Below are 11393 nucleotides of genomic sequence, written 5' to 3' on the forward strand. Positions count from 1 at the left end.
GCCACGCCGGGGAAGTCACGGGTGCAGCCTACCCGCGGCCACCCGTCCGGCGAGACGGCCGGCCCGGTTCGCTCCGATGGTGGATGCCGTCGACCCGTAACCGACGAGCAGCACGCGCGGATCCCTGGCCACGGTCACTTCGTCCGCCATGGTGATTCCGCCACCGGGCTCACGCAGGTGCAGTGGGGCAAGATGGTTCAGTGCGGGACGGAACCCCGTGTTCCAGAAGATCGTGTCCACCTGCTCCCGGTGCCCCGGTGGGAACGGGTCCCAGCTGGCCGGTTGAGCCAGGGTCGAGGTGTCGACCGGACCTGTTCCGCAGAAATCAACGGACGTCTCCCCGATGGCGGTGAACATGCCACGGGAGACCAGCGTCCCGTCCTCGATGCCCTGCAGGTAGTCCGGCCACGGCGGGATGCCGGTGTTCTTCACCACCGACCGGGGACGCCGCCCGTGGTAGGTGTCCTCCCGCACACGCTTCTCCACGTCCAGCCCCCATTTCTCGTCGAAGGTGTCCGGGGTGAAGTTCGGTGGACGCCGCGTCGCCCACACCGTGTCTGCCGCGCCACCGCCGGTGTTCAGCTCCAGCAGGAACTGCACGGCGCTCATGCCGCCGCCGACCACGACGACCCGCTCGCCGGCGAAATCCTCCTTGCGCACGTAGTCCACGGTATGCAGCTGGCGACCGGCGAAGCGGTCGATGCCGGGAACGTAGGGGATGTGCGGGTGCGTCCACGTCCCGGTCGCGTTGAGCAGGACGGATGTGCGGATCGTTGAGCACGTTTCCCCGATGAGGACGGTGACCAGCAGGGCGCCGTCCCGCTCGCCGTCCTGCGACTCGACCCGGATCACGCGGGCGGGCCGCACCACATCAAGCCCGAACTTCTCCTCGTAGGCCCGGTAGTACCCGGCGACCTGGGAGGACGCCGGGACATCCGGGTCGGGACGCGGCATCGGCATCCCCGGCAGGTCCGCAATCCCGTGCGCCCGGCCGAAGGTCAACGAATCCCACCGGTCGCGCCATGCCCCGCCGGGGCCGTCATTGCCGTCGAGGACGAGGAAGTCCGTTCCCGGCGCGAAACCACGGCGCACCAGCTCATGCGCCGCGGCGAGCCCCGCCTGCCCGGCCCCGACGATCAGGGCATCAACGGACTTCACGTCACCTGACCTTGTCGAGGAACTGCTCATCAGACCAGTATCCACTGTGCGCGTTCCATTCGCCACGGGTCCACAGGTAGGCGTCGGTGAGGGTGTCCACCACGCCTCCTGCCCGTCCGCCCTGGAGGGCAGGGGATGCCCCGTCGATGGTGTCGGCGCCGAAGTCGGGGGCCGCGGGGCTGGCACCGTGGATCGCGTCGATCCCGTCGGCCAGCCGGATCACATCCCCCGGCGCCCGCCACGCATGGATCTCCGCGGTGTCCCCGTCCTTCGCCCGCAGGTGCAGGTCACCGGCATGACCGTGACCGGTGCCGGGGCTTCCGACCAGGTGCACGACGTCCGCCTCAAGGGGGGCGGTGGGCTCGGACGCGGCGGCGCCGAGCAGGGTGGACCCGTAACTGTGGGCCAGGATCCGGAGTTCGGCGTCATCGCGGGTGCTCTCCCGCAGGCTGCTCTGCAGTCCACGGAGGGAGGATACCCCGTGCTGCGCATTGCTCGGACTGGCACCGCCCACGTACCCTGCCGGTGCCTGGTAGCCGTGCCAGGCGATGACGGCGTGGCCCGGTCCGGCGATGCGTCCCGCCGCCGAGGACGTCCCGACGATCTTGCCCACCTCGGAGGAATCCACCCCGCTGACCATGGTTGTCACGGTGTCAGCGCTGGAGAGGTCACCGGCGACGACGACCGGGGTGCCGTTGAGGTTCTGGACGCTTACAGCGACCTCGTCGGGTGACAGCCCCCGCAGTGCCAGCTGGGTTCGTGCCTCGGCAACGGCCTGCCGGATCTTCCCCTGTTCCGTGGCCGTCATCGCCCGTCCGATCGCCTCCGGGATCACGGCATCCGCCCGGGCGTCCGTCCTGTCGGCGATGAGTACCGCGGCCGACGCGGGATCGATCATCACCGGCGACGGCGACGGGGGAGTGTCCACCGCGCACAGCCCCTGGATGACGGTGGCTGCCGCGGAGTCCAGCGTTCTGACCAGCGTGACCGCAGCCTTGAGTGCCACCGTGGCACCCGCGGCGAGGACTCCCGCCACGCCGCCCGCACCCCCGGCGACCACCGTCCCGTCCGGCGACACACGCATTCCGGCGGCCTTCACCGTCGCCAGTGTGGGCACCACCGCCGCCTGGGCGGTGGACACGGCCAGCGCCTGACCCTGCAGCGCGGTGGACGTCCCCGACGCGGTGAGGGAGGCGGCGTCCGTGCGGTTCGCGGAACTGTCCACGCGGTGGCGCATCGACTCCGCGGAATGGCCCGACCAGGTCTCGAAGGCGCCCAGGGTGCGCAGGTCACTGGCGGTCTGCCGGAGCAGGTCACCGCCCTCCGACCACTGCCGGGCTGCATCGTGGGCCAGATCGACCGGTGCCCCGGCTATCTCGTGGACGTCCATCAGCATCCACCGGCGGAGAACACGGACGCGGACGTCAGTTCGGTGTCGTCGACGGCCTTGACGAAACTGCGCAGGTCGGTACCCGCCACGTCCACGATCGCGGCCTCGCCCCCGACGGCCTCCCCGACCCGTCCCGCGCCGTCGATCGCTGCCGCTGCCGCCCGGCCGCCGGGAAGTGAGGCCGGTTCGGGCGCACCGCCGCGGATGGACGACTGCGCCCTCGTCAGCGACTGCGCATCCCGCTTCAGCGTCTGCGCCGCGGCGAGTACCTGTTCCGTCCCGATCCCGAAAACCCGTTGTCCCATGGGGCCCTCCTCCTGTGTGTCCGGCGGGTGCCGGTGTCAGGACAGTAGGGCACAGGGCCGTGAAAAGGGAAGGAGGACCCCTGAAACGGCCGATTCCTGTGGATAACTTTCGTCCGGTTTCACCCACCGGGTCCGGCGGGTGTGGATAACTCAGGCGCCCCCGGACGGGTCGGAAGACGCCAGAACGAGGGCTACGGAGGGAATGACCGCTGGTGCAATAACGCCGTTGAGGACGACGGTCCGCAGCGGCTCAGGAAGCGAGTTGGCGACGTCGAGGCTCGCCTGTCCCGACGCGAGAGGGTCAACTCCCGTGCCATCCTCCGGCAGGTCCTGTGCTGAGGCCACCGATGCCCCGGCGAAAGCGGTGGCGGTGGCGAGTGCGGTGGCGGACAGTGCTGTGGTGATTCGGCGCATGGGTATCATTCCTTTCCCATTCCAACGTAGCGGGTCGGTGATCACCTGTCAGTCCAACCGTCCCTCCAGCCGGTCGATGTAACCCGAACTCACCGCGTCCAAACCCGTGAACTCCACCGACTTCCCGCGACGGGCGTACTGCTCGCGAACACCCTGGAGTGCAGCCACCGTCGAGGAGTCCCACACCGTCGTCCCGGTGAAGTCCACCGTCACCTCGTCCGGGTCATTCGCGTAGTCGAACTGGTACACGAGGTCATTCGAGGAGGCGAAGAACAACTGTCCCTGCACCCGGTAACGTCCGCCGTGCGGCTCGCCGACCGGCTCCACCCGCGTCAGGTGCGCCACGCGCCGGGCGAAGGCGATCATGGCCGTGACAACCCCCAGCACCACACCGACCGCAAGGTTGTCGGTCAGCACAGTGGCCACCACCGTGACCAGCAGGACGATCGTCTCCGAGCGCGGCATCACACCCAACGTGCGCACCGAGTTCCAGTCGAAGGTGGTGAACGCGACGACCAGCATCACCGCCACCAGCGCAGCCATGGGGATCTGGCCGACCCACTCCGACAACGACACCGACAGGACGATCAGGAACGCCCCGGCGAGGAAGGAACTCAGGCGCGTCCGTGCCCCGGCCTGTTTCACGTTGATCATCGTCTGGCCGATCATCGCGCAGCCGCCCATGCCGCCGAAGAATCCGGTGACCACGTTCGCCGCGCCCTGTCCCAGTGACTCCCGGGTCTTGTCCGAGTGCGTGTCGGTGATGTCGTCGACCAGCTTCGCGGTCAGCAGCGACTCCATCAGACCCACCATCGCCAGCGCGAAGGCGTACGGCGCGATGATGCCTAGGGTCTCCAGATCGAACGGGACGTCCGGAACCACGAAGCCGGGGAAGGACGACGGCAACTCGCCCTGGTCACCGACCGTCGGGACATCCCAGCTGAACACCATCACCGCCAGAGTGATCAGAAGGATCGACGCCAGCGGCGCGGGGAAGGCGGACGTGAGCTTCGGGAAGAACACGATGACCAGCAGTCCGGCGGCCGTCAGTGGGTACACCAGCCAGGGCACGTCGAAGAGGTGCTGCAGCTGCGCGGAGAAGATCAGGATCGCCAGGGCGTCCACGAAGCCGACCATCACCGAGCGCGGGATGAAGCGCATCAGCTTCGCCACCCCGAGTGCACCGAAGAGGATCTGCATCAGCCCGCCCAGGATCACGGTGGCCAGCAGGTACTCCACCCCGTGGTCGCGGGCCACGGGGAAGATGACCAGGGCGATCGAGCCCGCCGCGCCGGAGACCATCCCGGGGCGTCCCCCCAGGACGGCGGTCACGCACGCCATGGTGAAGGCGGCGTAGAGGCCCATCATCGGGTCCAGCCCGGCGACGATCGCGAAGCTCAACGATTCCGGGATCAGCGCGAAGGCGGTGACCAGGCCGCCGAGGATCTCGACGGTCAGCATCCTCGGGCTCTTCAGCGCGGACAGGACGGTGGAGGGTCTCTGTTGGGCAGTCGGGGTGGCGGGGGAGGCGGCGGAGTCGGACACAGGGGAATCGTATACCGCACGGGTGGACAGCTCAGGGTCGGCGAAGGGTAGGCGCCATTCTGGCACCCACGTCCCCCGACCGGACCGCGACCGTCGGTACCGTGCTCCATCGTGCCGGCTGTCCCTGATCGCACCGCTTTGCGGGGCTGTACTTCAGTTGACACCGGGAAAACGGTGCGCTGAGGTACCTGGCCATTGCGCGGGACGTCGATCGCGAAATCCACCATGCCCCGTCCGGCGGCCCGGGGTGCTCCCGCCGCCCCTCGTTCCCGGTCACCGGACGTTCACGGTTAGTTCAATTCACCGACACCCCGCAGGCCACTGCGCGTTCAGACCGGCGGCGGACCCTGTGGCCCATGCGAAAAAGCTCCCTCCCACTCACTCTCCTCGCCACGGTCACAGCAGCCTCCGCGCTTCTCACTACGGCCCCCGCGCTCGCCGACACCCCTCCCGGACCTGACCGCACCGAACTCCTCAGCGAGTTCAACGACTGGTGGTCCCCGGCGGAGTACGACGACGCCTCCGACGACGACACGCTGGCCACCGCCTTCAACGGCGACGTCACCGACAAGGGCGCGGACGTCCTCAAGGCCAACGACGACACCCTCCTCGGCATCAACCACGCCGGCGCCGCGGACCCCGACCAGGCGCTGCGCGCCCTCGAGGACGCCGACGAGATCTGGACCGAAACCCTCGGGGACTCCCTGGGCCCCGTCCTCAGCGGCTACCTCACCGAGGGCGTCGAGCAGGGTGCACTTCCCCTGACCAGCGAGGTCGTCGAAACCGGCGAGTCCAACGCCACCACCGGCGACGCCAAGACCGACTTCAACTTCCCGCGGCCTTTCCTGCAGACCGACGACGAGGACGAGGGTGGTGTCGGTGACCGTTCCCGCAACGGCGACAATGACCTGAACGGCCTGGACGCCCAGCTCGACATCGACCGCATCCCCGACCAGGGCACCCGCCCCGACGACGGGGAACCGCACACGGCGAACTACGACGGAATGGCCGGCATCGGCGAGAACGGTCTCGACGACCTGAACCAGGCATTCCCCTCCGGCCACACCACCTACGCCTACGGCATCAGCCTGCAGCTCGCCGAGCTGCTCCCCGAACTCGCCCCCGAGATCATCACCCGCGGATCGGAGGCCGGCAACAACCGCATCGTCCTGGGCGTCCACTACCCGCTGGACGTCATCGGCGGACGCATCTCCGGCCACGTCAACACCGCGACCCAGCTCGCCGACGGCGACTACATCGGGCAGACCCTGCAGCCCGCCCGCGGTGAGCTCGTCGGCTACCTCGAGCAGCGCTGCGAGGCGGACGGCCACGGCAGCACGCTGGCCGACTGCATCGCGGACACCGGCGCCAATGACGCCGGCGGGTACACCAACCCCTTCACCGACCCGGTCTCCACCGAACCGGTCACCGACCGTGCCAGCGCACTGCAGGCCTACGAATCCCGCATGACCTACGGCTTCGACAAGACCAGCACCGCGTCCAACGCAGCGCAGGTTCCCGAGAACGCCGAGAGGCTCCTGGTCACCGCGTACCCCGAGCTCACCGACACCCAGCGTCGCTCCGTGCTGGCAGCGACCCAGATCGACTCCGGGTACCCGCTGGACGCGTCCTCCGAGGGGTGGCAGCGCATCAACCTGCCTGCGGCCCTCAGCGCGAAGGTCACCATCGACTCGACCGGTGACGTCGCGGACGTGGAACCGGGGCAGGACGCACCGAGCGTCGTCAACAACGATGTCCCCGGTGGGGTCCCCGGTTCCCTGGCCGGAAGTCTCTGACAGCCTGAGACGTCCTGCCGTACCCTGGGACTCATGCGCATCGCCGTGATCCAGATGAACTCCGAACCGGACGTCGACAAGAATCTCGCGAAAATCCAGTCCTACATCGCCGGGTCCGCGGAAAGCGGAGCGGACCTGGTGGTGTTCCCCGAGGCTGCGATGTTCCCCTTCGATGCAGGACGACTCGACATCGTCGCCCAACCCCTGGACGGGCCCTTCGCGAAGGCCGTGGAGAAGGCCGCGCAGGACGCCGGGACGACCGCGGTCGTCGGCATGTTCACCCCTGCCGACACCGTGTACCGTCTGCCGTCCGGTGAGTTGCAGACCGAGCCTGTCGAGGGCACCGGCGACGCCAACAAGTTCCGGCGGGTCCACAACACCCTGCTGGTCACCGGGCCCTCCGGGACCGAGCACTACCACAAGATCCACACCTTCGACGCCTTCGGCTACCGGGAATCGGACACCGTCAAGCCGGGGAGCAGGCGGGTGACCTTCGATGTCGGGGGAGTCACGATCGGCCTGGCGACGTGCTACGACATCCGCTTCCCCGGGCACTTCTACGCCCTGGCCGAAGCGGGGGCCACCGTGATGGTCGTGCCGACGGCCTGGACCGACGGGCCCGGCAAGCTCGACCAGTGGCGCACCCTCACCGCCGCCCGCGCCCTGGACACCACCAGCTACGTCGTCGCCGCCGGCCAGCCGCGCCCCGGGTCCCCCGAACGCTACGGGCAGAACGACGGGCCGACCGGCATCGGCCATTCGGTGATCATCGGCCCGGGCGGTACCCGGCTCGCGGAGACCGGTTACGTGGCACAGACCCTGATCGTGGACATCGACCCGAACCACGTGGAGAAGGTGCGCAAGGGCCTGCCGGTGCTCACCGGCCACCGCCAGGACCTGAAGCTGGGGAAGAACGGGGAGTGACCTACAGGTTCGCGACGAGGATCAGCGTCCCGAACAGCAGCAGCCACAGCCCGGAGATCACCGACCACACGATCAGGTTCTGCCGCCGGTAGTGGCCCACCACGGCCACGAACTCGCGGAGGAAGCCCGCCGGCACGAAGTAGGACGCCGTCTTCGCGCCCACCACGGAAGCCTCGATTCCCAGCTGCTCAGTCAGGGATGCCGCGCGCATCGCGTGGTAGTTGCTGGTCACCACCAGCATCCGGGCGTCCGGCCCCAGCAGTTCCCGGCTGTTGACCAGGTTCTCCTCCGTCGTGGTGGAGGTGTCCTCCCTGATGATCAGGGACTCGTCCACGCCCTGTGTCACCGCGTAGCGGGCCATCGCCTCCGCCTCGGGGATGACCTCGTCCGGCCCCTGCCCGCCGGACAGGACCAGGACGGGGTCGCGTCCGGCGTCCTGAAGGTCCCGCAGGGCCTCGATCCCGCGGTCGACCCGGGCGCCGAGAAGCGGTGTGACGTCCTCCCCGTTCAATCCAGCGCCCAGGACGACGACGGCGTCCGCCCGGGTCGTCCTGCCGATGCGCTGGTAGAGACGCGAGTAGATCGTGAACGCGACCAGTTGCGCCAGGAACATCAGGACCGGCACCGCACACAGCGGCAGGACCACGAAGACGAGGGTCTCGCCGAGCCATGGGTGGTTCTCCCCGGGGCCGCGTCCGACCGCCAGGGCCGCGACGACGATCCCCACGATCACACCCAGAAGGGCGATCCCGAAGACCGCCGGTACCAGGGTGGAGACCCGCAGTCCTTCCCGCCTGACCACGACAACCCCGTTGAACAGCAGGAACACTCCGGCGGCGATGATCACGAGTATCCCGACCACGATGACCCCGTAGAAAAGGAGGGCGCTGTCGGTGCCCTGGGATACCAGGGTGATCCACAGACTGACCAGGGTGGCGACGATCAGCAGGCCGTTGAGGGTCCGGCGCGGCTCCTTGATGATCCGCCAGACCGTGAGGACCGCGAGAAGTGCCGTGAGCACGCCGAAAGCTGTTGTCATGGCTGACATCCTATCGGTCGGGCGGAAGCCGTCTCGGAATCCGGGAATCGTTGGCAGGGATTTGTTGATTCCGTGATGAATCGCGCCGCCTGACCATAGGGTGAGGGACGGGGCACGGCAGGGGGCAGCATTCCGACGAGGGGGAACCGTGACAGTGAACAAGGTCTTCTGGCGCACCAGGGAACTGACTGCTGCCGGAGTACCGGACAAACAGATCGCCGCGAAAGTACGACGGGGCGAGCTCCATAAGCTGGACCGCGGCCTCTACAGCACCGAGGAGCAGACCGACCTCGTCACACTCCGGGGCCTGGCGTGGGCACACCCGGGGCTCCGGTATTCGGGCAGTACAGCGGCTTTCCTGCACGCGATCCCCGGATTCGACTCCGTGCACTGGCCCGCGCAGGGACGAATCCCGCGTGACCGGAGCAATGACGGAGGCGCCCTCCTGGATCTCACGACGTCCGACACGAAGGTGGGGCAACTGGTCCACACTGTGCCCACGCTGACACCCCTCGACACCGCGACCGAACTCCACGAAACGCCGCGGGACGTCCTGCGCGAGTTCCTGGTGCGCAGCTACCAGGGGGCGAAGGGGAACACGCGGCTGGCAGAGCACATGGCTGCGATGCCACCCCGTCGCCGTGCGATCGCTGCGGGACTGCTGGAAGATCTGGTCACGGGTACCGCGAGCTCACTGGAGGTGAAAGCGGTGGCGGTCATCGTGGGTGCCTTGGAGGGGCTACCGGTGTCAATCGAGGTCAACGCTCTGGTGTGCGGCTACCGCTTCGACATCGTGATTCCGGAGGTCAAAGTGTGCATCGAGATCGACAGTCGCACGTACCATGCGGCCCGGTCGGCGCGTCCGAACACGTTCCGCAACGACCGGTGGAAAGGCAATGCCGCGGTGTTGGCGGGGTGGACGCTGCTCCGCTACCCGGATGTCAGTATCGACAGGGCCAGTGAGTTCGTGGCGCTGCAGGTGCGGGACGCGGTACTGCACAATCTGCGGCACCCCCGGGGCAGGACGCAGCGTACGACGCTGCTCGTGACCGACCGGACGGTGTGGGACTGGCATCCGCCCGGGGTGTAGCGGCCACAGTGGGCGGAAGCCGTCTCGGAATCCGGGAATCGTTGGCAGGGATTCGTTGATTCCGTGATGAATCGCGCCGCGGGTCCGCCTGCGCACTCACGACCGACGCAGCAGCCACACGAAGTACGGTGCACCGATCAACGCGATCATCAGTCCCGCAGGAATCTGCGACGGTGCGATCAGGAACCGTCCCAGCGCATCGGCGAGACAGACGAGAATCCCGCCCAGCAGCATCGCCACCGGGATCGTCCTGGAATGCCGCGCCCCCACCAGCGAGCGGGCCAGGTGCGGGGCGACCAGCCCGACGAAACCGACGACACCCACGGCGACCACGCTGACTGCGGCGAGGACGGCTGCCACGGTCAGAAGCACCAGCCGCGTCCGCCCGACCCGGACGCCCAGCACCCGGGGTGTGTCCTCGTCCACGGACATCAGGTCCAGGTGCCGGCGCAGCACGAACAGCAGCGGAACCGCGAGAACGAGGACGACCAGCACCGGAAGGACGTCGGGGAAGCTCCTCCCGTAGGTGGTGCCGGAGAGCCAGGTGAAGATGCGCGGGGTGTCGTAGGGGTTCGCACGCAGCAGCAGGAAGGTCGTCAGCGAACTCAGCCCGTAGCCGCAGCCGATGCCGATGAGCACGAACCGGTCGGGCTGCATGCCCCGCGAGGACAGGACGGTCAGTCCGGCGACAAGACCGAAGGTCAGCAGTCCGGTGACCACGGCGAGGACCACCAGCACGGGGCGTCCCGCACCCAGCATGGTGGTGGCGATGACGGCACCGAGCCCGGCGCCCGCGGTGATGCCCAGGAGTCCGGGTTCGGCCAGGGGGTTGCGTACCGTCCCCTGCACCACACAGCCCGCCAGGCCCAGGGCGAGACCCGCCAGCAGGGCCGCGGCGACACGCGGCGCACGGGTGTCCAGCGCTCCACTGACCAGGGTCGGGGCGGAGGATTGCAGCCACAGGGAGACGTCGCCCAGCTTCAGCCACAGGCTGCCGGACAGCAGGCCCAGAACCACGGCCCCGAGGAGCAGTACCGCGCAGACACCCAGCACCATCAGGAACCGCCTCCGGGTGGCGGTGCCTGCACCCGCGTTGGCCCTGGCCTGCCGCACCACGCCCCGGTCACGCATCCGCATGGCGAGCACCACGATGATGACGGCCCCCAGCAGCGCGGTGGGTACACCGGTGGGGATGGACGCCGCGCGCTCGGCGCCGAGGGTGGCGCGCAGGAGCGCGTCCGCGAGCAGGACGATCAGGGCGCCGGTCAGCCCGGCGACGGGGATCAGGAAGACGTGGCGGCGCAGTGCATGGATCCGGGCGGCGAGCAGTCTGGCCAGCACCGGTGCCCCGAGCCCGATGAAGGCCAGCGGCCCGGCGACCGTCACCGACAGGGCAGTGAGCAGGACGGACAGGACGACGGCAGTCCAGCGGGTGGCGCGGACAGGCACGCCGAGGGACAGCGCGGTGTCGTCCGATCCGAGGGAGAGGACGTCCAGACGTCGCGACAGCAGCAGTGCAACGACAAGGGCGAGGGCGATGACGGGGGCGGCCCGCACTGAGGCGTCCACACTGAGTTGGGCCAGCGACCCGGATCCCCAGGCGAACAGACCGGTGGTGTTTTCCTTGAACAGGATGAGCAGCATGCCGGTCACCGCGTCCAACGCCATGGCGATGGCGGATGTAATCTCCCAGGACATCGGTGACACTTCTAGATCAGGACATCGGTAACAG

Annotated in this window: 10 protein-coding genes; 3 read left to right on the top strand and 7 right to left on the bottom strand. The window is 68.6% G+C overall.

All coding sequences use genetic code 11. The features are described 5' to 3' along the window. Positions 1 to 15: 15 nt before the first annotated feature. From ACTIL2_RS11370 to ACTIL2_RS11390, 5 genes are all read right to left on the bottom strand, one after another. Complete coding sequence (locus ACTIL2_RS11370) at positions 16 to 1188, bottom strand: NAD(P)-binding domain-containing protein (RefSeq protein ID WP_442337574.1); 1173 nt, start codon at positions 1186 to 1188, stop codon at positions 16 to 18. Next, the gene (locus ACTIL2_RS11375; protein ID WP_442337575.1) at positions 1160 to 2548 is read right to left on the bottom strand and encodes an alpha/beta hydrolase; all 1389 of its coding nucleotides are present in this window, start codon (positions 2546 to 2548) and stop codon (positions 1160 to 1162) included. The genes ACTIL2_RS11370 and ACTIL2_RS11375 overlap by 29 nt, the downstream gene beginning before the upstream one ends. Continuing rightward, positions 2548 to 2853, bottom strand: coding sequence for a hypothetical protein (locus tag ACTIL2_RS11380; protein WP_442337576.1), 306 nt, complete (start codon positions 2851 to 2853; stop codon positions 2548 to 2550). The genes ACTIL2_RS11375 and ACTIL2_RS11380 overlap by 1 nt, the downstream gene beginning before the upstream one ends. 150 nt (positions 2854 to 3003) lie before the next feature. Beyond that, complete coding sequence (locus ACTIL2_RS11385) at positions 3004 to 3267, bottom strand: hypothetical protein (RefSeq protein ID WP_442337577.1); 264 nt, start codon at positions 3265 to 3267, stop codon at positions 3004 to 3006. A gap of 48 nt (positions 3268 to 3315) precedes the next feature. Beyond that, positions 3316 to 4728, bottom strand: coding sequence for a SulP family inorganic anion transporter (locus ACTIL2_RS11390; RefSeq protein WP_442337583.1), 1413 nt, complete (start codon positions 4726 to 4728; stop codon positions 3316 to 3318). Between the two features lie 440 nt (positions 4729 to 5168). On the opposite strand from ACTIL2_RS11390, the gene ACTIL2_RS11395 reads away from it, so the two are divergent. Both ACTIL2_RS11395 and ACTIL2_RS11400 read left to right on the top strand, forming a co-directional pair. Beyond that, a complete protein-coding gene (locus tag ACTIL2_RS11395; RefSeq protein ID WP_442337578.1) occupies positions 5169 to 6608 on the top strand; it encodes a phosphatase PAP2 family protein in 1440 nt (479 codons plus the stop codon). 33 nt (positions 6609 to 6641) lie between these two features. Beyond that, positions 6642 to 7532: a carbon-nitrogen hydrolase family protein gene (locus ACTIL2_RS11400; RefSeq protein WP_442337579.1), complete on the top strand. Its 891-nt coding sequence runs from the start codon at positions 6642 to 6644 to the stop codon at positions 7530 to 7532. 1 nt (position 7533) lies between these two features. Here the strand turns inward: ACTIL2_RS11400 and ACTIL2_RS11405 are convergent, their stop codons facing one another. After that, positions 7534 to 8571, bottom strand: coding sequence for a YdcF family protein (locus ACTIL2_RS11405; RefSeq protein ID WP_442337580.1), 1038 nt, complete (start codon positions 8569 to 8571; stop codon positions 7534 to 7536). Positions 8572 to 8719: 148 nt separating this feature from the next. On the opposite strand from ACTIL2_RS11405, the gene ACTIL2_RS11410 reads away from it, so the two are divergent. Next, positions 8720 to 9661, top strand: a complete 942-nt coding sequence (locus ACTIL2_RS11410) for a hypothetical protein (protein WP_442337581.1) — start codon at positions 8720 to 8722, stop codon at positions 9659 to 9661. 96 nt (positions 9662 to 9757) lie between these two features. Here the strand turns inward: ACTIL2_RS11410 and ACTIL2_RS11415 are convergent, their stop codons facing one another. Beyond that, positions 9758 to 11359 carry an iron ABC transporter permease gene (locus tag ACTIL2_RS11415; protein WP_442337582.1) on the bottom strand — a complete coding sequence of 534 codons (1602 nt, stop codon included), beginning with the start codon at positions 11357 to 11359 and terminating at the stop codon, positions 9758 to 9760. Positions 11360 to 11393 lie beyond the last annotated feature (34 nt).

Source organism: Corynebacterium sp. (genome assembly GCF_052107835.1).
Classification (GTDB): domain Bacteria; phylum Actinomycetota; class Actinomycetes; order Mycobacteriales; family Mycobacteriaceae; genus Corynebacterium.

What these genes read in the sequence shown, in the direction of transcription:
- ACTIL2_RS11370 (WP_442337574.1), bottom strand. Translation starts at nt 1,188, where the DNA reads ATGAGCAGTTCCTCGACAAGGTCAGGTGACGTGAAGTCCGTTGATGCC.
- ACTIL2_RS11375 (WP_442337575.1), bottom strand. Translation starts at nt 2,548, where the DNA reads ATGGACGTCCACGAGATAGCCGGGGCACCGGTCGATCTGGCCCACGAT.
- ACTIL2_RS11380 (WP_442337576.1), bottom strand. Translation starts at nt 2,853, where the DNA reads ATGGGACAACGGGTTTTCGGGATCGGGACGGAACAGGTACTCGCCGCG.
- ACTIL2_RS11385 (WP_442337577.1), bottom strand. Translation starts at nt 3,267, where the DNA reads ATGCGCCGAATCACCACAGCACTGTCCGCCACCGCACTCGCCACCGCC.
- ACTIL2_RS11390 (WP_442337583.1), bottom strand. Translation starts at nt 4,728, where the DNA reads ATGCTGACCGTCGAGATCCTCGGCGGCCTGGTCACCGCCTTCGCGCTG.
- ACTIL2_RS11395 (WP_442337578.1), top strand. Translation starts at nt 5,169, where the DNA reads ATGCGAAAAAGCTCCCTCCCACTCACTCTCCTCGCCACGGTCACAGCA.
- ACTIL2_RS11400 (WP_442337579.1), top strand. Translation starts at nt 6,642, where the DNA reads ATGCGCATCGCCGTGATCCAGATGAACTCCGAACCGGACGTCGACAAG.
- ACTIL2_RS11405 (WP_442337580.1), bottom strand. Translation starts at nt 8,571, where the DNA reads ATGACAACAGCTTTCGGCGTGCTCACGGCACTTCTCGCGGTCCTCACG.
- ACTIL2_RS11415 (WP_442337582.1), bottom strand. Translation starts at nt 11,359, where the DNA reads ATGTCCTGGGAGATTACATCCGCCATCGCCATGGCGTTGGACGCGGTG.